We start from the raw sequence: 23673 nt of genomic DNA, 5'->3' as shown, positions 1-23673 counted from the left end.
ACAAGAAAGGTCCCGGCGTTCAGGACGTGTTTTTTGAGATCAATCATGGGCAATATGCTGTGCATGCGGCGACGCCATCGCCTTACCCGTGACACCACGATAGGCCGAGCGCCACCACGGCGCTGGTTCGAAATCACCAGCTATCGCCCAAAAGCGACCTCGACACGGGCTGCCGAAACGCCCCCTGGAAAGATAAGGGCCGCAAATTTCTGCGGCCCGGTTATCGCGATCTTTCGGATCGGCTACCTGGTCAGCAGCTTCACCAGATCGCTTTCAGGATCGGCCAGCGGTTCGACCACGTTGAAATGGTGCTTGCCAAAGGCGATCACGTGATCTGCGTCCCAGGCTTCGGTGAGCCAGACCGCCTGGTCCAGAAACGCCGGGCGTTCTTCACCGCCAACCCAGACGGTGACCTCCGCCCGATAGCGGTCCTGCATATCCACCGGGCTTTCCGCCGCCGCACTGGCTGCCTCCATCTTGAACTTGTCGTTCATTGAGGTCCGCAGAAGCGGTCTCAGATCCGCAAGAGGCGAAATCGGCACAACCGTCTGGATGCGCTCCCCCACCTCGGCGGGCAGCAGCGCCCTGTCCAGCATCCGCGCCACCAGATGCCCTCCGGCCGAATGCCCGGCCAGCGAGATCGGGCCGGGCACCTCTGCTGCAATGGCCGTCACCGCCGCCGCAATCTGGCGGGTGATATCGGCAATGCGCACCTCGGGGCAGAGGTCATAAGAGGGCATGGCGACAGCGTAGCCATGGGCCAGCGCCCCGACCGCAAGATGGGACCAGCTGGATTTGTCAAAGGCGAGCCAATAGCCGCCATGGACAAAGACAAGGAGACCCCTGCTCTCTCCTTTCGGGAAGAACAGGTCATATTTCTGGCGTTCGCTGTCCCCATAGGAGACGTCAACACGCGACCGCTCCCGCATGGCGTTGCGGAAATCCTCGGCCGAGGCCGCCCAGCGTGGTGGATAGCTTTCAGCGTTCTCAATATAGGCCCCGTTGGAATATGCGTCGTCCAGTTCCATGCCGGACCTCCCCTTTTTTGGTATTTGCCCTACCTGACTACCTTGGGTCGGACATGTCAAACGGCCCACGGCAACCGGCGGCGCAATAGCGAGCCACATACCGCCGGTATATTTGATCAAATTCTGGACTCATCACTCTTTCTGGACATATCAAGTGACAGCTGATTTCCATTGCCAGCAAACGACATCCGGGAGGCAAGCCATGCTTGACGCGACTACAGATCTGAAATCCCTGCTCAAAGACCCCAGCCTGCTGGAAAGCCGGGCCTATATCGGCGGCCAGTTCGTTGATGGCGACGACGGCACCTTTGACGTGATCAACCCGGCCCGTGGCGATGTGATCGCGCAGGTGGCCGATGTCAGCCGCAGCCAGGTGGCAGGCGCCATCGCCCAGGCAGAGGCGGCGCAGAAGGACTGGGCCAAATGGACCGGCAAGGAGCGCGCGGGCGTGCTGCGCAAATGGTTCGACCTGATGATGGCAAACCAGGAGGATCTGGCGGTGATCCTGACCGCCGAGATGGGCAAGCCTCTGGCGGAATCGCGCGGCGAAATCGCCTATGGCGCATCGTTCATCGAGTTTTTCGCCGAGGAAGCCAAACGTATCTATGGCGAGACTATTCCGGGCCACCAGCGTGACAAGCGCATCACCGTTCTGAAACAGCCGATCGGCGTTGCAGCCTCGATCACGCCGTGGAATTTTCCCAATGCGATGATTACCCGCAAGGCGGGCCCGGCGCTGGCGGCTGGCTGCGCCTTTGTCTCCCGCCCCGCCGAGCTGACCCCGCTGTCGGCGACCGCTCTGGCGGTTCTGGCGGAGCGCGCCGGCATTCCTGCTGGTGTGTTCAATGTCGTCCCCTCCTCCAATGCGTCTGAGACCGGCAAGGAGTTCTGCGAGAACAAAGCCGTGCGCAAGCTGACCTTTACCGGCTCCACCGAGGTTGGTCGTATCCTGATGCGGCAGGCGGCAGATACCGTCATGAAATGTTCGATGGAACTGGGCGGCAACGCGCCATTTATCGTGTTTGACGACGCCGATCTCGACGCGGCTGTCGAAGGCGCGATCATGTGCAAATTCCGCAACAACGGCCAGACCTGTGTCTGTGCCAACCGGATCTACGTGCAGGCCGGTGTCTATGACGCCTTTGCTGCCAAGCTGAAGGAGGCCGTGGCCAAGATGACGGTTGGTGATGGCCTGAGTGAGGGCACACAGTTCGGGCCGCTGATCAACCAGAAAGCTGTTGAAAAAGTGCAGGCACATATTGCCGATGCCAAGGAAAAAGGCGCAGAGGTGATCCTGGGCGGCAATCCTTCTGAGCTGGGCGGCACCTTCTTTGAGCCGACGATCATCACCGGCGCCACACAGGATATGGTGTTCTCTCAGGACGAAACCTTTGGCCCGATGGCACCTCTGTTCAAATTCGAGACCGAGGACGACGTGATCGAGATGGCCAATGATACCATCTTTGGCCTTGCCTCCTATTTCTATGCCAAGGATCTGAGCCGGGTCTACAAGGTGGCCGAAGCGCTCGAATACGGGATTGTCGGCGTTAACACCGGCATCATCTCGACCGAGGTGGCGCCGTTTGGCGGCGTCAAGCAATCGGGACTGGGCCGAGAGGGCAGCCACCACGGCATCGAGGACTATCTGGAGATGAAATACATCTGCATGTCGGTCTGATCCGCAACATAGGGCCCCGGCAGATCGCTGTCGGGGCCTTCTTGCATCATCAAAACTACATCGAACCGTCACATTCCCGTTAGGCAGAACGGGCAGGAGCATGGGCAGTCAATTGTCCAATTCTCGGAGTAGCCGATGTTTCCGCGTCTCATGTGCCTGACTTCTGTGCTGGCCCTCACCGCTGGTGTCGCCCAGGCAGAGAAATCCTTTAACCGCGTCGCCGCCTTTCCCGTCGTCCAGAATATGGCCGCCGGTGAGGATCAGACGCGCGAGACCTCGCCCGAGATCATCGACGCCACAGCGGATGGCATGACGCTGGTCTATACCGACAGCCCGCTGGGCGCGCTGGGGCTGATTGATATCACCGACCCGGCCAATCCGTCCCCCATGGGCAATATCGCCCTGCCTGGTGAGCCGACATCGGTCGCGGTTGTTGGCAGCACGGCCTATGTGGGCGTGAACACCTCTGAGAGCTACACGCAGCCCTCGGGTCTGCTGACATCCTTTGACACGGAAACAGGCGCTGAAACCGGATCCTGCGACCTGGGTGGTCAGCCGGATTCACTCGCCAAGTCCAAGGATGGCGCCTTCCTCGCCGTGGCAATCGAAAACGAGCGGGACGAGGATCTAAATGATGGCATGCTGCCGCAGATGCCTGCGGGCAATCTGGTACTGGTGAATACCACCGAGGGAGGCCTTGATTGCGCGTCGATGAAGATGGTGAGCCTGACAGGCCTTGCTGACATCGCAGGCGAGGACCCGGAACCAGAGTATGTCTCTGTGAATGGGCTGGGGGAAACCGTCGTCACCCTTCAGGAGAACAATCATCTGGTGATCGTCTCCAGGGACGGCGAGATCGTGAACCATTTCTCGGCAGGGGCTGTCGATCTGGAGGGTATCGACGCCACGGACGAACGCGGTGCACTGATCTTTGAAGAGAACCAGAAGGGTCGCCTGCGCGAACCGGATGCGGTGACCTGGATTGATGACGCCCATTTCGCCACCGCAAACGAAGGCGACTATCAGGGCGGATCGCGCGGCTGGACGATCTTTAACAAGGACGGCACCGTCGTCTATGACAGTGGCACTTCCTTCGAACATGCAATCGTGCAGATCGGCCACTACCCTGACAAACGCTCTGACGCCAAAGGAGTGGAACCCGAAAGCGTGATCTTCGCGGAGTTCGACGGCACACCCTATGTATTTGTCGGGGCTGAGCGGGCGTCTGTTGTCGGCGTCTACGATGTCAGCGATATGGCCAACCCGGTGCTGACACAGCTCTTGCCCTCGGGCGTCGGCCCGGAAGGCTACGCTGTACTGCCTGAGCGCAATCTGCTGGTCTCCGCCAATGAAAAGGACCTGATCGACGACAAGGGCCCCCGCGCCCACGTGATGATGTACGCGCTACAGGATGGCGCGCCGGTCTATCCGCATCTGACCTCTGCCGGGGCGGATGAACTGATCGGCTGGGGCGCGCTATCGGGCATGGTCGCGGATGCCGATGGCATGATCTACGCGGTCAACGACAGTTTCTATGGCTTCCAGCCCTCGATCTTCAAGATTGACCCCAGCCAGACACCGGCCCGCATCGTCGATGTGATCCGCATCCATCGGCAGGACGGCAACCCCGCCCAGAAACTGGATCTGGAAGGCATTACGCTTGACGGCGCAGGCGGCTTTTACGTGGCCTCCGAAGGCCGCAGCGATCGCGTCATCCCGCACGCGATCTATCACGTTTCCAAGGATGGTCTGATAAAGGCAAAGACGGGTGAAATCGGTCTGCCCGCCGAACTGATGGCGGTTGAAAAACGCTTTGGCTTTGAAGGCATCACCAGGATCGGCGAGACGCTCTGGATGGCGGTTCAGCGCGAGTGGAAAGACGATCCCAAGAACCACGTCAAACTTGTGGCCTACAATCTGGAAACCAAGGAATGGGGGGCGGTCCATTATCCCAAGGCTGAGCCGCAGACCGGCTGGACCGGCCTGTCGGAGATCGTGGCGCATGGCGATTATGTCTATGTGATCGAACGCGACAACCAGCATGATTTCCGCGCCATCACCAAGAAGATCTACCGCATTCCGCTGGCTGAGATGCAGCCTGCACCGCTGGGCGGCGATCTGCCGGTTGTCAGCAAGGAGCTGGTCCGCGATCTGCTGCCCGATCTGACCGCAACCGGTGGCTACGTGCTGGACAAGGTCGAAGGCCTCGCGATCACTGCCGAGGGAGAAGGCTTTGTCGTGACGGACAACGACGGCGTCGATGATGCCTCCGGCGAGACGATGTTCTTCTCCATCGGGATGGTCAGCCAGCTCAAGGTGAACTGAGCCGACTCCCGACACAAAATCAAACAGCCCCCCGGCGGATCCGGGGGGCTGTTGTGTTTCTGGATTGACCGAACTCAGCGATCAGCGCGGATCAGTTGACCGGTTTGGCGTCCAATTCGCGGGTCTTGTTTGAGGTGATCTCGATCCGGCGCGGCTTCAGCGCCTCGGGCACCTCGCGCTGCAGGTCGATATGCAGCATCCCGTCGGAATGGCTGGCGCCGGTGACGCGCACGTGGTCGGCCAAGGTGAACCGGCGCTCAAACGCGCGGGTCGCGATACCGCGATGCAGGTAGGTGCGGTCGCTGTCATCCTCGGATTTCTTGGCCGAAACGACGAGCGCGTTTTCCTTCACCTCGACACCCAGATCGGCTTCGGAGAAGCCCGCAACGGCAATCGAGATCCGATAGGCATCAGCGGCGGTTTTTTCGATATTGTAAGGGGGATAGCTCGGCTGCGCGACATCAGAGCTGAGTGCACGATCCATCAGGTCGGCGATCTGGTCAAAGCCAATGGTGGCCCGGTGCAGCGGTGCAAAATCAAAACTACGCATGTGTCATCCTCATCAGTGAGCGATTTCAACCTGCCCTCCCAATCGGGACGGGCGTCTGAAGCGTCGGACCCCGTTCATCGGCGATCCGAACAGCACTGAGATAAGGACTGGAATTGCCGGTTCAAGAGGGCGTCCACCCTCTGGGGCGCACAAATTTCTCAGCTTTCATCCGGTTGCCGACAGCCGCCGAAATGCGCCTGAACCGCCGATCTACCGACCGGCTGCGGCCAGCGGCGCGAAATCTCATTGCTTGATGAACTTGGCCCCTGAGGTCGTACCCCGTTCGCCCACAGTTACACGCCCGACACCGGGCGGCATCTGGCCACCGATCCGGCTTCCGGCCAGCTGCGCGCGCAACAGCGCCAGTTCCTCAGCCAGGGCGGCCCCGAGTGCAACCTGCTGGCCTGAGACCTCGGCCTTGGCAGAGACGACCGACACAATCTTGGGCCGACCGGCATCAAAGGAAAACACCGGCGCACCGGAGGAGCCGTAGTCCACATCGCAGGACATCACCAGCACCCCCTCCTGCCGGGCCATGACGGCACAGACATCCTGAAGCGACGGCGCCTCCGATCGGTCATGCGCATAAGAGACAACGCCAATCCGGGCGCCTTTCTCCGGGCGCTGGTCGGTTTCAAACGGGGTCACTGTGGTGTTGCGGATCGGTCGTTGCAGCTGCAGGAGTGCGATATCGTTGCGCACCCTGTCGGTCGACACCTTGCCATCGTAGATGTAGCTTGGATGGATCACCGCCTGACGCACGCTGCGGTAGGCCGAGGCCCGACCATTGCGCCACCCGGCGAGAAATTCGATGGTCTGTGGCTCGATCCGGGTGCGGCTGTCGCGATCATATAGGCAATGCGCTGCCGTCAGCACCAGATCCGGCGCGATCAGCGCACCGGTACAGAACCCTTCGCCATTGACGTCCAGCCGACCAACCGCCTGCCAGTCACGGCCCGCCTCTGTGGTTTCGAGGCGCTGGAGACGGCTGTCATCGGCAAGCGTTGCCGAGGGCACAGCAACGCCCGACAGCGCAGCTGCCAGCGACAGCACCAGCTGCCTGATCCGTATTCCCGCGCTCATCATTTCGCCGCCCCATGTCCCAATCGCTCGCCTCCGAGGGTAAGCACTGCTTGGGGCAAAATTACGGCAAGCGGACTTGGAATGCACCCGGGCAGTTTGGCGCCTGCGGCGGCTTCTTGCCGACCGCGTCAGCGCAAGATCGGGATCTCACCGGCCCGTGTGTCAGTGACGCTACCGCCCAGCTGGAGCGCGCGCGGCTTGGGCCCGCCTGTCGCCCAGTCCAACAGCTCAACAGTGTGCACGATAGGCAGCTCAGTACCCGATCCGATCTGCATCATGCAGCCAATATTCCCGGCCGCGATGAGATCCGGTTTCTTCGCCTCAAGCGTCTTGACCTTGCGCGCCTTCAGCTCTGCCGAAATTTCCGGCTGCATCAGATTGTAAGTTCCGGCCGACCCGCAGCACAGATGTGGATCCGCAGGTTCAACAATAGAGAAACCTGCCCGTTTCAGAAGGGTCTTGGGGTGGGTTTTGATCTGCTGGCCATGTTGCAGTGAACAGGCCGCGTGATAGGCCACGGTCAGCTGCTTGTCCTCACCTTCTGGCAGTTCCAGCTGCATCAGCAGTTCCGATATGTCCATGGCAATGGCCGACACCCGCGCCGCATCTGCCGCCAGAGGATCATTTCGGAACATATGCCCGTAGTCCTTCACCGTCGTGCCGCAACCGGAGGTGTTGATCACAATCGCATCGAGGCCCTTCCAGTCCATCTCTGTGCACCAGGCGCGGATGTTCTTGGCAGCGGTGGCATGGCTTTCGTCTTCGCGACCCATGTGATGTGTCAGCGCCCCGCAGCACCCCGCCCCTTCGGCGACGACAACCTCGCAGCCGAGACGGCGTAACAGGCGTATCGTGGCATCATTGATATCGGTGTTGAGCGCCTTCTGCGCGCACCCGGTCATCAGGGCCACGCGTTTCTTGCGCGGTCCAATTGGTGCAAATCGCTGCGGATCATCGTTGCGGCTGACCGGCGGAATGCGCTTCGGCGCCATGTCCAGCATCGCCCGCAATCGCGCGTCGGGCACCAATGCACGAAACGGCCGTGCCAGCTTCGCCCCGACGAGCGCCAGCCGGAAGCGGCCGGGATAGGGCAGGATCCGCGCCAGCAGCCAGCGCAGGGCACGATCGCTCCAGGGCCGGTCATAGTGTTTTTCGATATAGGCACGGGCGTGATCGACGAGATGCATGTAATGCACACCCGACGGGCAGGTCGACATGCAGGCGAGGCAGGACAGGCAGCGGTCGATGTGCTTCACCGTCTTGGCGTCGGGCTTGCGCTCGTTCTCCAGCATGTCCTTGATCAGATAGATCCGTCCGCGCGGGCTGTCCAACTCATCGCCGAGAACCTGATAGGTCGGGCAGGTCGCCGTGCAAAAGCCGCAGTGCACACAGGTCCGCAGAATCTCATTGGCCCGCTGGGTGCCGGGATCGCGCAGTTGCTCTTCGGTAAACGTGGTTTGCATGATCTACCCCATCAGTCCCGGATTAAGAATGCCGCGCGGATCGAACTGCTGGCGCAGCCCCGCAGATATCGCACCAAGCGTGGCAGGTTGCGGATGAAATTGTCCCAGCTGCTGCCGGGTTTGAGCAGACGCCCGCACCAGCGTTGCATGGCCCGGCACGCCGATCCGCGCCCGCAGGTCAGTCCCCTCGGGCACCAGCGCCCAGATCAGCCCGCCGCCCCAGTCAAACTGCAAAGCCTCCGCCCGCAGCGCGGGCGCCAGCGCCACCGCGTCGGAGGGTTTCACCGAAATACGCCAGACATCGCCCGGTTTGTCGTGGAAAGCTGCCACATCGCGAACCCCCTCCCACAATGCGGTGCTCTCACCAAGAGAGATCTCCGGGGCGCCAAATCCAGCCAACTCCTTCGCCAGGGCTTCGGCACGGTAGGCAACGGAGGCCTCAAACCCCTCAAGCCGGATATAGGCCCTTCGCGCATCCGGATCATAGGCGGCCCCGGTCACATCATAAGGAGAGCCCAGCGCAACCGACATGGCCGCCACTGCTGTTGCCAGATCGACGACGTCAACCGCCACGGTTCCGCAGGCTTCAGCCTTGGGCAAGACTTTCAACGACAGCTCACTCAACACACCCAGGGTACCATGGGCACCGGCCATCAGCTTGACCAGATCATAGCCGGTGACATTCTTCATGACCCGGCCACCGTTGCTCAGCACGTCACCGCGGCCGTCCACAAACCGCACCCCCAACAGGAAATCGCGCGCCGCACCACATTGGATGCGGCGGGGACCGGAGATATTGGCGGCAAACACACCACCCATAGTGGGCGCGCCATCGGTTCCAAGCAGTCCGCGATGGTCCATCGGCTCAAAGGCGAGGCGCTGGTTTTCACCTGCCAGGATCTGCTTCACCTCCCCAACCGGTGTGCCCGCCTGCACAACAAGCGTCAACGCTCCCGGCTCGTAAAGGGTGACACCGCTCAACCCCGCGACCGACAGCGGCGCGCCGTTGTCGGCGATACCGCGGGTGCCGCCGCCTCGGATACTCAAAGGCCCCTTGGCCCCCGCAATAATCTCGGCCAGTTCGGCCTCACTCTGAGGTGTCATGATTTCACCTTTTCAAAAATACTCTGGGGGTGTGGGGGCAAGGCCCCCGCAACAGGCCCGCATCGGGGCCTATCGACTACCATCTGTTACTGAGCCGCGATTGCGGGCGCGCGTCTGCTTTGCGTTGTGGACAGCGGGAACACTTTCGCCGGGTTGAGCAGCCATTTCGGATCGAACACATCTTTCACCCGCAGCTGCGCCTCGATATCGGCGGGCCGGTATTGATGCAGCATCAGATCGCGCTTTTCGATCCCCACGCCATGCTCTCCGGTGAGGCATCCGCCCACCTCCACACAGAGCTTCAGGATTTCGGCGCCAAAGGCTTCGCAGGTCTCCAGATCGCCGGGCTTGTTGGCATCGAACAGGATCAGCGGGTGCATATTGCCATCGCCCGCATGGAACACATTGGCGACGTCCAGTCCGAACTCCCGGCTCATTTCCCCAATGCGGCGCAGGACAAGCGGCAGCGCGGTGACAGGGATCGTGCCATCCAGACACATATAGTCGTTGATCTGCCCCATCGCCCCGAAGGCCGATTTTCGGCCCAGCCAAATCCGAGCGGCCTCGTCGCTGTCACGCGCCTCGCGCAGCTCCACCGGATTGTGCGAACGGGCTATCTCGGTGATCAGGCTCAGCTGGAGGTCAATTTCCGCATCGCTGCCTTCGACCTCGATGATCAACAGCGCCTCGCACATCGGGTAACCCGCCTTGGCAAAGGCCTCGCAGGCCTCGATGCAGGGCCGGTCCATGAATTCGATCGCAACCGGCAGAACCCCTGCCCTGATGATATCGCTGACGCAGGCCCCCGCCACCTCGTTGCTGTCATAACCGATCAGCACCGGGCGCGCGCCTTCGGGTTTGCGCAGGATCCGCAGGGTCGCCTCGGTCACCACGCCCAGCTGCCCTTCACTGCCGCAGATCACCCCCAGCAGATCCAGCCCGCCCGCATCCAGATGGGCGCCGCCGATCTCGACCACCGTGCCATCCATCATCACCATGGTGACACCCATGAGGTTGTTGGTGGTCACACCGTATTTGAGACAATGCGCGCCACCGGAGTTCATCGCGATATTGCCGGCGATGGCGCAGGCCAGCTGCGAGGACGGATCAGGAGCATAGAAGAAATCCTGTTCCTCCACCGCGCCCGAAACACTCAGGTTGGTGCGGCCGGTTTGCACCCGGATAATGCGGTTGTCGTAATCCGTTTCCAGCACCGCGTTCATCCGCGCGACGCCCAGAAGGACACAATCGGCCGTTGGCAGCGCCCCGCCGGCCAGCGACGTCCCGGCCCCGCGCGGGACCACCGGCACGCCTGCCTCGTGGCAGATCCGCAGCACATCCGAGACCTCTTGCGTGCTCCGCGGCAGCACCACCAGCATCGGCGGGCATTTGTAGGCGGTCAGCGCATCACATTCGTAGGCCCGCGTCTCTGCGGGATCTTCGACCAGCGCATCCGCAGGCAACACAGCAGAAAGACGCGAAACAAGTTCAGCCTTGCGCGACAGGACGGTCTGATCCGGGGCTGGCATCTCCATGGGGCTCTCCTGTGGATTGCTAAATTTGGTAAACTAATATTACCAATTATCCGATCTGGCAAGCCCCGAGTTCCGGAGGTAGGGTCGAGCCATGACACTGCTTGACCGTATCGCCCTGTTTTCGCCCCTAGATCTGGCGGCCTGCCTGTTGTTGATGCTCTGCTGGATCGGCATCGGCTGGCGCATTGAACACGCCACTTCGGAGCATCCCTCGGTCTCTGGCCTGATGGCCGAGTTCCGCCATGCCTGGATGATTCAGATGGTGCAGCGTGATCCCCGCATCTTCGACGCCCAGCTGATCGCAAATCTGCGACAAGGCAGCGCGTTCTTTGCCTCTGCCTCGATGATCGCCATCGGCGGAGGGCTGGCACTGATCGGCAATACCGATCAACTGGCCGGTGTGGCGCAGGATCTCAGTCTGGAGAGCGCGCCTGCCTTTGTCTGGGATGTCAAAATCCTGTTGGTGCTGTTGCTGTTGTCCAATGCGTTCCTGAAATATGTCTGGGCGCATCGGCTGTTCGGCTATTGTTTTGTGCTGATGGCCGCTGTGCCCAATACCGACGCCGACCCCCGTGCCTATCCCCGCGCGCGTCAGGCAGCAGACCTGAGCATCACGGCCGCGCGCAGTTTCAACCGCGCCATGCGGTCCACCTATTTCGCGCTCGCCGCCGTCGCATGGCTGATCGGACCATGGGCGCTGGTTGCGGCGACAATCGTGACCTTTGCGGTGCTTTATCGGCGGGAGTTTGCCTCGCAGTCCCGCCAGATTCTGCAGCGGGTCCCAGCAAACGCGACCCCACCCTTAAACGAACCCTCAGGATCCGCTGCCAACACAGAGTTGTGACATTACCGCGGCAGGCTTCGGACCTATACTCGCGCCATGACAAAACTCTTCGCCTTGCTCGTGGCGGTAAGCCTGCCTGCGGCGGCGCTGGCCGATGATCCGCAAATAACTGATGCTGTCGCGCAGCAGACAGCTGGCAGCTGGCGCATCAGCGTCACCCTGCGCCACCCCGATACCGGCTGGGGTCACTATGCCGACGGCTGGCGGGTGCTCGATATAGACGGGAATGTGCTTGGCCTGAGGGAACTGGCGCATCCGCATGTCAACGAACAGCCATTCACCAGATCACTGGCCGGTGTGGCGATACCAGACGGGCTGGACAGCGTCCTCATTCAGGCGCGCTGCAATGTCGACGGCTGGGCTGAGACAACATATACGCTCCGCCTGACCTGCACCTCATGCTGAACACCGCGCGGTGGCCGGTGCCTGCGCACCAGACGGGATGCGCCTGCTAAACCCGGTGATAGGGGCTGCCCGCCAGTATGGTTGCGGCACGATAGACCTGTTCTGCCAGCAGCACCCGCACCAGCATATGCGGCCAGACCATCTTGCCCAATGAAATTGAAAAATCGGCTTCGGCGCGCAGGCTCGGATCAATGCCGTCCGCCCCGCCGATCACAAAAGCAACATCCTGACGGCCGGTATCGCGCCAATCAGACAGACGTTTGGAGAAATCCGGCGAGCTGAGCAGCTTGCCACGCTCGTCCAACACGCAGATGACAGCCCCCTTGGGGATTGCCTTGCGCAGCAGTTCCGCCTCAGCGGCCATGGCTGCGTTTTTCTTGTCCTCAACTTCGACGATCCGGCAGGGACCCAGACCCAGCGCACGACCGGTACGGTCAAAACGCTCGATATAATCGTCGATCAGCTGCTTTTCCGGGCTGGCCCTGAGGCGCCCGACCACACAGAAATGGAGTCGCATGAGGAACTTTCGATACGGGTCCGCGCCAGACGCAAAGGACGAGCTGCGCGGACCGATCTCTTGGAACCGGATCCCGTCGCTGGATCAGTTCTCGCTCTGGGCTGGTGACGTGCCTGCGGGCAACCACATTTTTTCGAGCTGATAGAATTCGCGCACTTCCGGGCGGAACAGATGGACGATGATATCGCCGGTATCGATCAGCACCCAGTCGCCGGTGTCCTTGCCTTCGACCTTGCAGACCATGCCATAGTCTTGCTTCAGGCGGTCGGCCAGCTTTTCAGCCATCGACGCCACCTGACGGGTCGAGCGACCCGAGGCGATGACCATATGGTCGCCAATAGCCGTTTTGCCGCGCAGGTCGATCTGCACAACATCTTCGGCCTTGTCGTCATTCAGCGAGGAAAGAACACGCGCCAGCAGCTCGTCGCTGGTTGGCTGTGATGTGGTAGCCATTACGGCCACTCCGCGACCAGCATCTGGGGCCGCCTGAGGTTCGGGTGACAGGACATTGTCCTCCTTGTAGCGCGCCGCCGGTCCCCCGGCGCTGGGGTTGAGTTAATGTAGCAAGCTACAAGCGGTTTTTCAATGAAGCTTGATGGTCGGCGGCTATGCGTCTTGTGCAGGCGTGAAAGCAGCGCGAAACGCATAGTCGGGCGGCCGGGTGATGTCAGTCCTGAATTGGCCGCGCGGCGGCTTCTGGGCCTGCCCCCGAACCATCCACTGTGCCGCCGCCCCGCCGTGCCTCCGTATCCTGCATTGCGACCGGCAGTGCGTCGTTCAGGACGCGCACTTCCCGTTGTGGGAAAGGTATGGAGATTCCGGCGCCTTTAAAGGCGTCCCAGAGCGCCAGATAGACATTGCCGCGAATATTCGTCAGACCGCCGGTCGGATCGCTGATCCAGAAACGCAGGACGTAATCCACGCTGCTGTCGCCAAAGCCGACGATGTGGCAGACGGGGGCACGCTTGCCACCGCTGAGCACCCGACCCACCGTTTTTGTGGCCTCGATGGCGACGCGGCGCACCTCATGCGGGTCATCATTGTAACCGGTGCCAAAATTCAGATCGAGCCGTACGAATCGGTCCGAATGGGACCAGTTGACCACCTGGCTGGTGATAAAATCCTCGTTCGGGATCAGATATTCACGCCCGTCGCGGGTCACCACGGATACGTAACGGGCGCCAAGCGCATTGATCCAGCCAAAGGTCTCGCCCAGCGAAATCACATCACCCGGTTTGATCGACCGGTCCATCAGGATGATGATTCCCGAGACCAGGTTCGACACCACTTTTTGCAGGCCGAACCCGATACCGACACCGATCGCGCCAGACAGGACTGCAAGCCCGGTAAGATCGAATCCGATGGCGCGAATGCTGAACAGCAAAGCCAAACCATAGAGCACAACCTGCACAGCCTTGCCCATCAGGACCTGCATCGACGGCGAGATATCCTCGTTCCGGCGCAAGCCACCGGCTGCGGCCTGCGTCCCGAGCCGCGCCATCGTCAGCAGCACCGCCCCCAGAACACAGGCTTTCAGGACCGCAAGCAACGACAGGTGCATGGACCCGATATCCAGCGCGACCCCATCGAGGAACTGCGCCACGTCATCGACAAGGTTGAGCGCGACCAGCGTGGCGTAGATCCACAGCGACCATGTCACCAGACGGCGCAATGTCCGGTTATGCACGAATCGGGCCAGAAACCCGATCATCAGCCAGGCCACCCCCAGCGTTGCCGCAACACCGATCAGGTAACTTCGCGAAGGCCAGGTCATCTGCTGCATGACGACATAGGTGCCCCAGCAAAGAATAACGAAGTAAATCAGGGTGATGCGCCGCAGTACCTGCACCAGAACCCGCAAGCGCCACTTGGGCCAGCCGCTTCTGGATCTGGCCCAGCGGTCCCAGCCCGGCTGCGTCACGAGCCTCAGAACATAGGCGACGATGAAGAGACATATGATGATGGCGATCTGATACTGCCGCCAGCCGGGCGTCAGCCCCAACTCCACGACATGCAGGATCTGATCCCAAAGCGTGACCACCGTTGCTGGCAGTTCCAGTTCTTCCATGACGCGCCTCCTGCTTCTCAGGATGCCGATAGAGACCTGCCAAAAGCAAGGGGTCGCGGCCAGGCCTGTCAAAGATTTGGTTGTTTTTGCAACGCGGTAGGTCCGCCCACCCGGCGACAGTAGCTTCATTGACCGCCATTGGCACGACGCGCGCCGGGCGAATGGCGCGGTCATGACGGGCTGACCGCTCAGAACGAATCTTGATTGCCGTGGCGTAGCGCGGTATCCCAGCGCTCATGACGCTCGTTTTGGCCCATCATATCGAACTGCAAGACCGCGCGCGCCTGCGCGAACGGTTCTTTGGCGCCGCCCGCACGGTTCTGGCGCGGCTATAAGGCTGCCGCCAAGCCCTTTTGCCAGCTACATTCCAAAAACTACGGGAGAGGACTCATGTCCCCCAAGACGCTCTACGATAAAATCTGGGATGCGCATGTCGCGCATGAAGCAGAGGATGGCACCTGCCTGCTCTATATCGACCGCCACCTGGTTCACGAAGTGACCAGCCCGCAGGCGTTCGAAGGCCTGCGCATGGCGGGTCGCAAGGTGCACGCGCCCGAGAAGACCATCGCGGTGCCGGACCACAACGTGCCGACCACGCTCGACCGCGCCAAAGGCATCGAGAACGAGGAAAGCCGCATCCAGGTCGAGGCGCTCGACAAGAACGCCCGCGAATTCGGCGTGCATTACTACCCGGTGGATGACATTCGCCAGGGCATCGTGCATATCGTTGGCCCGGAACAGGGTTGGACCCTGCCCGGCATGACCGTGGTCTGCGGCGACAGCCACACCGCCACCCACGGTGCCTTCGGCGCGTTGGCACATGGCATCGGCACCTCCGAGGTGGAGCATGTGCTGGCCACCCAGACGCTGATCCAGAAAAAGTCCAAGAACATGAAGGTGGAGATCACCGGCAAGCTGAAGCCGGGTGTGACTGCCAAGGACATCACCCTGGCGGTGATCGGCGAGACCGGCACCGCCGGCGGCACCGGCTATGTCATCGAATACTGCGGTGAAGCGATCCGCGACCTGTCGATGGAAGGCCGCATGACCGTCTGCAACATGGCAATCGAAGGCGGCGCTCGCGCAGGCCTCATCGCACCGGACGAGACCACCTTTGACTATGTCAAAGGTCGCCCGCACGCCCCGAAGGGCGCCCAGTGGGAAGCGGCGCTGAACTGGTGGAAGACGCTTTACACCGACGAGGGCGCTCATTTCGACAAGGTCGTCACCCTGAAGGGCGAAGATATCGAGCCGGTTGTGACCTGGGGCACCAGCCCTGAGGACGTGCTGCCGATCACCGGCGTGGTGCCGAACCCCGAGGATTTCGAGGGCGGCAAGGTTGAAGCCGCGCGCCGCTCGATCGAATACATGGGGCTGACCCCCGGCCAGAAGCTCACTGACATCGAAATCGACACCGTGTTCATCGGCTCCTGCACCAACGGCCGCATCGAAGATCTGCGCGCTGTTGCCGAGGTGGTGAAGGGCAAGAAGATCAAGGAAGGCATGCGTGCGATGATCGTACCGGGGTCCGGTCTGGTCCGCGCTCAGGCCGAGGAGGAAGGCCTGGCCGAGATCTTTGCCGAGGCCGGGTTTGAATGGCGCCTTGCGGGTTGTTCCATGTGTCTGGCGATGAACCCCGATCAGCTGTCCGAGGGCGAGCGTTGCGCCGCCACTTCGAACCGCAACTTCGAGGGGCGCCAGGGCTACAAGGGCCGCACCCATCTGGTGTCGCCTGCCATGGCTGCCGCTGCCGCGCTGACCGGCAAGCTGACCGATATTCGCGAGCTGATGTAAGGAATACGCCCAATGGATAAGTTTCAAAAACTCACCGGCGTCGCCGCACCGATGCCGCTCGTCAATATCGACACCGACATGATCATCCCGAAGGTGTTTCTGAAGTCCATTCAGCGCACCGGGTTTGGCAAGAATCTGTTCGATGAGATGCGCTACAATCGCGATGGGTCTGAGATTGCGGATTTCGTGCTGAACAAGCCGCAGTATCGCAACGCCGAGATTCTGGTTGCAGGCGACAACTTTGGATGTGGTTCCTCGCGCGAACATGCGCCCTGGGCGATCAAGGATTTCGGTATCAAATGCGTGATCTCGACCTCCTTTGCGGACATCTTCTACAACAACTGCTTCAAAAACGGGATCCTGCCCATCGTATTGCCGCAGGAGCAGGTTGATCTGCTGATGAAGGACGCGGAGAAGGGTGAGAATGCCCGTATGACCGTGGATCTGGAAGCACAGGAAATCACCACCTCCGACGGCGAAGTCGTCGCATTTGAAGTCGACGGTCACCGCAAGCACTGTCTGCTGAACGGGCTGGATGATATCGGCCTGACCTTGGAAAAATCCGCGTCCATCGCCAGCTTTGAAGACAAGGCCGCGCAGGAGCGCCCCTGGGTCTGACCCGACGGTTCAAACCGACTATGCACAGAAAAGCCGCCCCGCATGGGCGGCTTTTTCCATGAGGCGGATCGCGGGCGAAAATCGGCAGACTCGAGGTTTCAACGATTTTCTGGCAGCCACTCGATCACCTGGCCATGCGGGCCGGTCCAGGCCAGCGGATGGCCATTCTGCGTCAGCAGAAACATATTGTCCCGCACCGGTCCCGCCCGGTCCGCAAACTGCGGGAAGACCCGCGTACCCTCGTTGCTGATCCAGATCGCCCCGCTGTTCAACATCATTTCCGCGAAGGCGTCGCGCTGGCCCTGATCGGCAACATAAGTCACCACCGCTGTATGAAAGACGACAACCGTCGCCTCGGAAGGTGCCTTGGCAATTAGAGCAGGCAGATCCTGGGTCAGATCCCCGGCGACAATCGACGGAGGAGCCTTCCTGGCAACGACGATAGCGGCGCGCAGCCTGTCGAGGCGCGACTGATGTTCGGGCCATATCAGGTATTCGAGCCAGCGGACATCCGCCTCGCAATTGACATCAAGCGGGTTCAGATCCAGCCCCGCGCGCCAGATGATTTCGGGATGCGCCCGCGGCAAAGGTGTACCGGGTGACGCATTGCAGATCATCACAGGGGCACGAACCCCGATTTGCTGCGACGGCGGCAGCTGATAACGTTCCCAATCATAGCCATAGTAGTCCGGCAACAGACAAAGCCCTGCGGATGCTCCGACCTCAATCAGGGCAATCGGTCCCGTGATCTGGGCCAATACGGGCAACAGGACCGCACCGCGTCCCGGCTCGTTCGTCTGGGTTGTCCGGCACAGCATCACGGCTGCGATATCATCCCCCTGCTCGTGGATTGCCCTATCCAGCCGGTCATCGCATGGGATATCGCCTGTAACCGAACGCAGTGCCGCGAACAGCAGATTCGGTTGCTGGCGATCCGCAGGGAGCGCTGACAGGAACGCCAGACAGCGCGGAGAGCGGGCCACCTGCAATGCAAGCCGTTCGTAAATCAGCGACCGACCTGCCGCCTCCACCTGCGCGAATCTGGTGTAACGTGCGGCAATCTCGCTGGTCATGGCTCCCCCGGTCAGATCGGTGCGGCGGTTGTCAGTGCGCTGACTGGACTGAGCTGCGTCCCCTCGTCCCGTGAAACGATTCTGCTAGCCCTTTACGGCTGACATTCCACAATATCTTGTGAAGAAGTCGATAAGCCATTGTTTTCATTGCAACTCAAGATATGCAACTGATGCAAACCGGCACCAGTCTGCAACCCAAAGTACACGGAAGGATCCCAAATCACGTCATCAAACTTGAGCAAATTCCCGCTGACAGGCAGAAATAAGGCAGAAATGAGGCAGCGCTCGGCAACAACGTTTCACCAAGAAACGACTCCGAGCATCAAGTTGGAACAACGGCACGGCAATGCACCGGCCAGTCCAGTTTGAAGGGATCGAAGCGTGATTGCACGGATTACAGGCGCGGCCATCCGCGGCATCTTTGTTGCATTGCTGATCGCAATGCCATCGCTGTTGTTGCCGGATACGGCAACCAGATCACCGGAGGTGATTGCCCTTCTTGCGATCCTCGCAGCGGCGCTGACTTTTGCCGAATATTTCTCAAGCTACCCCAGTTTCGTCGAGTTTCGCGAAGCCCCGCCGCTGAACCGAATGCGGTTTATCGCCTTGGCGCTGATTGTCATTCTGGTCAGTCTGCTGGCGCGCCACCCGATCGAGGCAACAGCCCTGACGTCGCTGGTGCATGGGCTGGCGTCCTGGTTAGGAACTACGCTGGATTTTGCCTTTTCCCCCGTCCAGCTTATCGGGTTGATGATGCCAGCGCATGTGGAGCCTGAACTGGTGACCCGGGTGATGGCAGCGGCAGCGCTGACCTATATCGTTGCACTGCTTGCGATCACTGGTTTTGCTTTGGCGATCCGGCTTTATGACTGGCCGCTCGGTAATGGGCCCTTCAACGTCTGGACAAATCTGCCGCTCTTCGACCCGACAACCGGCGGCGATGTGGTCGAACGACTGCAACGGGATGCGCGCATCAATATTGTTGGCGGGGTGCTTTTTCCCTTTGCGCTTCCGGCCGTTGTGAAACTGGCCTCGGGCCTGGTCGATCCCGGTCTTTTGTCCGCCCCGCAGACGCTGGTCTGGGTCGTCGCCGCCTGGGCGTTTGTGCCTGCCTCCATGGTGATGCGCGGTCTTGCCATGCTGCGCGTCTCCGACCTGATCGCACAGAAGCGCCGCGCCGCTTACGCCAGTTCCGAGGCGTTGCAGACCGCATGAGAGCGCTGGCCACCCTGCTGCTGGCCGCCCTCTTTCCGCTGATTTGTCATGCCCAGCCCCAGGTCAAGCCACTGATCCGTATCGCCAGTTTCAACACCGAGCTGTCGCGCAAGGGGCCGGGTTTATTGCTGCGCGATCTACGCCGCGGCGAAGATCCACAAATCACCGCCATTCTGGACAGCCTAAGTGCGGCAGAGGCTGATATCCTGCTGTTGCAGGGCATTGATTGGGATCACGATGGTCACGCCATCGCCGAGCTGCGCGATCAGCTGGACAAACGCCTGCCCCGCTATGATCACATCTATGCCCCACGTCCCAATAGCGGGTTGCACACCGGGCTGGACATGGACGGAGACGGGGAGCCTTCGACCGCCCGGGATGCGCAGGGCTATGGCCGGTTCACCGGACAGGGCGGGCTTGCGTTGCTGTCGCGGTTTCCGATCCTGCATGCCAAGGCGCGCGATCTCTCCGATCTGCTGTGGTGGGATCTTCCCGGAGCCATCCTTCCTGCCCACCCCGATGGTCGTCCGTTTCCCAGCCCACAGGCGCTAGCGATCCAGCGCCTGCCAAGCACCGGCCATTGGATCGTCCCGATCCTGTTGCCCGATGGTTCTGAACTGTCTGTCCTGACCTTTCAGGCGACACCGCCGCTGTTTGACGGCCCTGAGGGTCGTAACGCGTTGCGCAACCGGGATGAGATCCGGCTCTGGCAGGTATTGCTGGATGGCCGGCTTGGCCCCGTTCCCGCCGAACCCTGGGTTATCGCTGGCGGTGCGAACCTTGATCCCGACCGGGGGGCTGGCTATCGGCAGGCCATTGCAGATCTGCTCCGCGACCCAAGGCTACAGGACCCGCGCCCGGTGGATCAGACCGGAGGCGCGGAAACCGTAAACTGGGGCAGATCCCGCCGTATGCGCGTAGACTACATCCTCCCGTCACAGTCTGCGCAGGTCGTCGCCTCGGGACTGATATGGGCCGAAGACATCGCGGATCGCTATAGCGGTTCTGAGCGCCCTGCCAGCCGTCACGCTCTGGTCTGGACAGATTTGCAAATCCAGAACTAAGGTCACGGCAACAAGATGGCGCAGGAACCGCCCTCTCAGCCATAAAAACAAAGCGATGGCGCGCTATATGCGCCCGGAACATTGACCCACGGGCGATGTGCCGTTACCCCCGGCTGCAAGCTTTCAAGGAGTATCCCTATGTCCAACCCATCGATTCTGATTCTGCCCGGCGACGGGATCGGCCCCGAAGTCATGGCCGAGGTCCGCAAGGTCATTACCTGGTATGGCGAAAAGCGCGATCTACAGTTCGATGTGAGCGAGGATCTGGTCGGTGGTGCCGCCTATGACGTGCACGGCAAACCGCTGGCGGATGAGACCATGGCAAAGGCGCAAGAGGTCGACGCTGTCCTGCTGGGCGCCGTGGGTGGCCCGAAATACGACGATCTCGACTTCTCTGTGAAGCCGGAGCGTGGGCTGCTGCGCCTGCGCAAGGAGATGGATCTCTACTCCAACCTGCGCCCGGCGCAGTGCTTTGACGCGCTGGCGGATTTCTCCTCTCTGAAGAAGGATATCGTCGCGGGTCTCGATATCATGATCGTGCGCGAACTGACCTCCGGCGTCTATTTCGGCGAGCCGCGCGGCATCTTCGAAGAGGGCAACGAGCGCGTCGGCATCAATACCCAGCGCTATACGGAGTCGGAGATCGAGCGCGCCGCCCGCTCTGCGTTCGAACTGGCGATGCGCCGGAACAAGAAACTCTGCTCGATGGAAAAAGCCAACGTGATGGAATCCGGCATCCTGTGGCGCGAGGTGGTGACCCGCGTTGCTGCGGACTATCCCGAGGTCGAGCTGTCCCACATGTATGCCGATAATGGCGCCATGCAGCTGGTGCGCGCACCCAAGCAGTTTGACGTGATCCTGACCGATAACCTGTTCGGTGACATCCTGTCCGACTGTGCTGCTATGCTGACCGGCAGCCTGGGCATGTTGCCCTCTGCGTCCCTTGGCGCACCGATGGCCAATGGCCGTCCAAAAGCGCTTTATGAGCCGGTTCATGGCTCCGCCCCGGATATCGCGGGCCAGGGCAAGGCCAACCCGATCGCCTGTATCCTCAGCTTTGCCATGACGCTGCGCTACAGCTTTGATCAGGGCGCCGAGGCTGATCGTCTTGAAGCGGCGGTCGAAAAAGTTCTCGCTGATGGCCACCGCACCGCCGACCTGCTGGGCGAAGAAGGCGTATCGCCGATCAGCACCTCGGACATGGGCGATGCGATCATCGGCGCCCTCGACGCGAGCCTGTAAGGTTTCGATCCATTGATCAGCGCGAGGGCCATATCGGGCCCTCGCAGCACCGTAGCCAGCCCTCGCCGGACCTTCATATCCGCGGTGCAGGAGGCCGGCGAACCAAGAGCGTGCGGCTCCATGCGCGCGAACGGGTTTTAGTATTTTCCTGATAATGTTAGCGCTATAGTGCAAAAGCTCCCCCGCCCTGTTGCGCTTAGTCGGATTGTCCCATGAACATAAAAGCCGCCCTGCTTGCTCTTTTGGCCTATGCGATATTTTCAACCCACGACGTGGTGGTAAAGGTGCTTGGCGCAGATGTGTCGCCGATTCAGCTGGTGTTCTTCAGCAGTCTTCTGTCATTTCCGCTGCTGGTACTGATGCTGGTCAAGGATGCAACCCAAGGCCACCTGCGACCGGTCCACCCCTGGTGGATGACGGCACGGTCGGCGACGATGGCGGTGATTCCGGCCAGCGCCTTTTATGCGTTTTCAGAGCTGCCGCTCGCCGAGACCTATGCCCTGCTATTTGCCACGCCGCTTCTGATTACACTGCTGTCGATCCCGATTCTGGGCGAACGTGTCGGCTTGCCACGGCTGGCGGCCGTTGTGGTCGGGTTCATCGGCGTAATGGTGGTTTTGCGCCCCGGTGCGACCAGCTTTGGCCTCGGTCATGCGGCGGCGCTCTTCGCCGCACTCTGTGCGGCCTTCCAATCGGTTGTACTGCGTAAAATCAGCGCCGACGAACGCCGGGTGGTATTGATGATCTACCCGATGCTGATGACCTTTGCGGTTATGGGCCTGGCTCTGCCGCTGGTCTACGTCCCCATGGATGGCGTGACCTTCAGCGGGATCGCGGTCGTCGCTCTGTTCGGGTTTTGCGCGACCCTGCTGACGGTCAGCGCCTATACCATTGGCGAGGCGGCGATTGTCGCCCCCATGCAATATTCACAGATCATCTGGGCAACGATATTCAGCGTGGTTCTGTTCAATGAAAAGGTCGACCTGATGACACTGGTCGGTGCCGCGATAATTATTGCCAGCGGCATTTTCATCGTGTTGCGCGAAGCGTTTGGCGGGCGTTCGCATAACACCCCGGTCCTGCGCACCCGGACCCGTGGATACACGGCTGGCGGCACCAATGTGTCGCTCATGCTGAAACGGCAAAGCCCGGAGAAACCGGCGGAATAGGGCTTGCATATCCAGCCGCTGCCGTGTAATTCCGCGCCACGGTCGGAGCGTAGCTCAGCCTGGTAGAGCACTGTCTTCGGGAGGCAGGGGCCGGAGGTTCGAATCCTCTCGCTCCGACCAAATATAAAGGCGCCCTGGGGCGCCTTTTATGTTTTTCGGGCTTGGTCTGAACAGGTCAGCCGCCGTTTGTCGCAAAACACATAAAGAGGCCGGCTCCTCCGGTCATCGCAAGCGCCTCCATCGAGCAGCCGCGCGAGTCATGCGCCGCATTCCAAGATGTATTGCCGCCACCATGCCGGTCATGATGCCCAACCGTTGCACTGCCCTCGCCGGAGCTGGTCCAGTTGCTGCAAGTTTTGTCGCCTTCCATCCACGGGAAATAGGCCGTGCCGTCAGCCATGGTCCCTGTCAGCAGGTCATGAACATTTGGCTTGTCACCACGCCCGTTCACCAGATTGCCGTTTTCATCCAGCCCTGTGGATTTGACGATATTCGGATTGAGGTGCAGCTCATCAAGGTTGGCGGCAATCTGCACCCCTTTGGCGTTATGCCAGGGGCCGCTTCCGATCCGGTCACGTGCAGAGATACCACGCTTGCCCTCTTCCTGGGTACTGAGATAGGCGCGCCAAGTTTTGCCAGTGACGCCTGCCGCCTCGGCGAGATTGGTGCAATGGGCGTCGGCACCCTCAAGCCCACCCAGATCGCCGCCTTTTCCCGAACCGACGCTGGTCACGAAGAAGCTCATGCTTGTGTCCTGGGCGAGTGCCGCCGGGCTGGCAGCTAATAGCAGCGGAATAGCGGTGAGTGCCGCTTTGGCAGCGGCTTTGGTTGATATCATATCGGTCTCTCCCTGTTGATCGGACCAAGAGAGGCGAGATGCACAATACTGAGATCACGC

General features: G+C 61.0%; 22 protein-coding genes and 1 tRNA gene. 12 read left to right on the top strand and 11 right to left on the bottom strand.

From position 1 onward, the window contains the following. Positions 1-242 precede the first annotated feature (242 nt). Positions 243-1028, bottom strand: a complete 786-nt coding sequence (locus tag VWY34_RS19035) for an alpha/beta hydrolase (RefSeq protein WP_416545234.1) — start codon at positions 1026-1028, stop codon at positions 243-245. A 202-nt stretch (positions 1029-1230) separates the two neighbouring features. Here VWY34_RS19035 and VWY34_RS19030 point away from each other — a divergent pair, with 202 nt between their 5' ends. Continuing rightward, entirely contained in the window at positions 1231-2706 is a 1476-nt protein-coding gene (locus tag VWY34_RS19030) for an NAD-dependent succinate-semialdehyde dehydrogenase (protein WP_416534586.1), read from the top strand. A 135-nt stretch (positions 2707-2841) separates the two neighbouring features. Continuing rightward, positions 2842-5031 (top strand): esterase-like activity of phytase family protein, encoded by a 2190-nt coding sequence (locus VWY34_RS19025; protein WP_416545232.1) that lies wholly within the window; start codon positions 2842-2844, stop codon positions 5029-5031. 91 nt (positions 5032-5122) lie between these two features. Here the strand turns inward: VWY34_RS19025 and VWY34_RS19020 are convergent, their stop codons facing one another. The 5 genes from VWY34_RS19020 to VWY34_RS19000 form a co-directional block, all read right to left on the bottom strand. Then, entirely contained in the window at positions 5123-5581 is a 459-nt protein-coding gene (locus tag VWY34_RS19020; RefSeq protein WP_340546757.1) for an Hsp20 family protein, read from the bottom strand. A 243-nt stretch (positions 5582-5824) separates the two neighbouring features. Then, a complete protein-coding gene (locus VWY34_RS19015; RefSeq protein WP_416541178.1) occupies positions 5825-6664 on the bottom strand; it encodes a trypsin-like serine peptidase in 840 nt (279 codons plus the stop codon). A 128-nt stretch (positions 6665-6792) separates the two neighbouring features. After that, positions 6793-8127: a glycolate oxidase subunit GlcF gene (gene glcF, locus VWY34_RS19010; protein ID WP_416543250.1), complete on the bottom strand. Its 1335-nt coding sequence runs from the start codon at positions 8125-8127 to the stop codon at positions 6793-6795. A gap of 3 nt (positions 8128-8130) precedes the next feature. Continuing rightward, positions 8131-9231, bottom strand: a complete 1101-nt coding sequence (locus VWY34_RS19005; protein WP_416543249.1) for an FAD-binding protein — start codon at positions 9229-9231, stop codon at positions 8131-8133. A gap of 86 nt (positions 9232-9317) precedes the next feature. Continuing rightward, entirely contained in the window at positions 9318-10766 is a 1449-nt protein-coding gene (locus VWY34_RS19000) for an FAD-linked oxidase C-terminal domain-containing protein (RefSeq protein WP_340546754.1), read from the bottom strand. 91 nt (positions 10767-10857) lie between these two features. Here VWY34_RS19000 and VWY34_RS18995 point away from each other — a divergent pair, with 91 nt between their 5' ends. Together VWY34_RS18995 and VWY34_RS18990 are read left to right on the top strand one after the other, a co-directional pair. Further along, positions 10858-11610, top strand: a complete 753-nt coding sequence (locus tag VWY34_RS18995) for a DUF599 domain-containing protein (protein WP_416541176.1) — start codon at positions 10858-10860, stop codon at positions 11608-11610. A 36-nt stretch (positions 11611-11646) separates the two neighbouring features. Next, complete coding sequence (locus VWY34_RS18990; RefSeq protein ID WP_416545230.1) at positions 11647-12015, top strand: hypothetical protein; 369 nt, start codon at positions 11647-11649, stop codon at positions 12013-12015. A 46-nt stretch (positions 12016-12061) separates the two neighbouring features. Here VWY34_RS18990 and rlmH read toward each other — a convergent pair whose 3' ends face one another. The 3 genes from rlmH to VWY34_RS18975 form a co-directional block, all read right to left on the bottom strand. Then, positions 12062-12532, bottom strand: coding sequence for a 23S rRNA (pseudouridine(1915)-N(3))-methyltransferase RlmH (gene rlmH, locus VWY34_RS18985; RefSeq protein ID WP_416545228.1), 471 nt, complete (start codon positions 12530-12532; stop codon positions 12062-12064). 84 nt (positions 12533-12616) lie between these two features. Further along, a complete protein-coding gene (rsfS, locus tag VWY34_RS18980; protein WP_340546750.1) occupies positions 12617-12985 on the bottom strand; it encodes a ribosome silencing factor in 369 nt (122 codons plus the stop codon). 214 nt (positions 12986-13199) lie between these two features. Then, a complete protein-coding gene (locus tag VWY34_RS18975; protein WP_340546749.1) occupies positions 13200-14600 on the bottom strand; it encodes a mechanosensitive ion channel family protein in 1401 nt (466 codons plus the stop codon). A gap of 236 nt (positions 14601-14836) precedes the next feature. On the opposite strand from VWY34_RS18975, the gene VWY34_RS18970 reads away from it, so the two are divergent. From VWY34_RS18970 to leuD, 3 genes are read left to right on the top strand one after another with little or no spacing between them, the layout of a single operon-like run. Then, positions 14837-14935 (top strand): isopropylmalate isomerase, encoded by a 99-nt coding sequence (locus VWY34_RS18970; protein ID WP_241770621.1) that lies wholly within the window; start codon positions 14837-14839, stop codon positions 14933-14935. Between the two features lie 55 nt (positions 14936-14990). Continuing rightward, positions 14991-16394, top strand: a complete 1404-nt coding sequence (gene leuC / locus VWY34_RS18965) for a 3-isopropylmalate dehydratase large subunit (protein WP_416534593.1) — start codon at positions 14991-14993, stop codon at positions 16392-16394. Between the two features lie 12 nt (positions 16395-16406). Further along, complete coding sequence (leuD, locus tag VWY34_RS18960; RefSeq protein ID WP_340546747.1) at positions 16407-17012, top strand: 3-isopropylmalate dehydratase small subunit; 606 nt, start codon at positions 16407-16409, stop codon at positions 17010-17012. A gap of 98 nt (positions 17013-17110) precedes the next feature. Here the strand turns inward: leuD and VWY34_RS18955 are convergent, their stop codons facing one another. After that, on the bottom strand, positions 17111-18085 hold the full coding sequence (locus tag VWY34_RS18955; protein WP_416545226.1) for a DUF2332 domain-containing protein: 975 nt from the start codon (positions 18083-18085) through the stop codon (positions 17111-17113). A gap of 381 nt (positions 18086-18466) precedes the next feature. On the opposite strand from VWY34_RS18955, the gene VWY34_RS18950 reads away from it, so the two are divergent. From VWY34_RS18950 to VWY34_RS18930, 5 genes are all read left to right on the top strand, one after another. Next, complete coding sequence (locus VWY34_RS18950; protein ID WP_340546745.1) at positions 18467-19300, top strand: hypothetical protein; 834 nt, start codon at positions 18467-18469, stop codon at positions 19298-19300. Beyond that, a complete protein-coding gene (locus VWY34_RS18945) occupies positions 19297-20364 on the top strand; it encodes an endonuclease/exonuclease/phosphatase family protein (RefSeq protein WP_416545224.1) in 1068 nt (355 codons plus the stop codon). The genes VWY34_RS18950 and VWY34_RS18945 overlap by 4 nt, the downstream gene beginning before the upstream one ends. 138 nt (positions 20365-20502) lie before the next feature. Beyond that, entirely contained in the window at positions 20503-21606 is a 1104-nt protein-coding gene (gene leuB, locus VWY34_RS18940; protein ID WP_416545222.1) for a 3-isopropylmalate dehydrogenase, read from the top strand. Positions 21607-21818: 212 nt separating this feature from the next. Then, a complete protein-coding gene (locus VWY34_RS18935) occupies positions 21819-22775 on the top strand; it encodes a DMT family transporter (protein WP_416538229.1) in 957 nt (318 codons plus the stop codon). A gap of 43 nt (positions 22776-22818) precedes the next feature. Beyond that, a tRNA-Pro gene (locus tag VWY34_RS18930) sits at positions 22819-22895 on the top strand. 55 nt (positions 22896-22950) lie between these two features. On the opposite strand, the gene VWY34_RS18925 is transcribed toward VWY34_RS18930, so the two are convergent. Next, positions 22951-23613 (bottom strand): hypothetical protein, encoded by a 663-nt coding sequence (locus VWY34_RS18925; protein WP_416534599.1) that lies wholly within the window; start codon positions 23611-23613, stop codon positions 22951-22953. Positions 23614-23673 lie beyond the last annotated feature (60 nt).

Origin of the sequence: Phaeobacter sp. JH20_02 (assembly GCF_048056915.1) — a bacterium.
Lineage (GTDB): Bacteria > Pseudomonadota > Alphaproteobacteria > Rhodobacterales > Rhodobacteraceae > Phaeobacter > Phaeobacter bryozoorum.
This window is presented reverse-complemented; position numbering and strand designations above follow the sequence as displayed.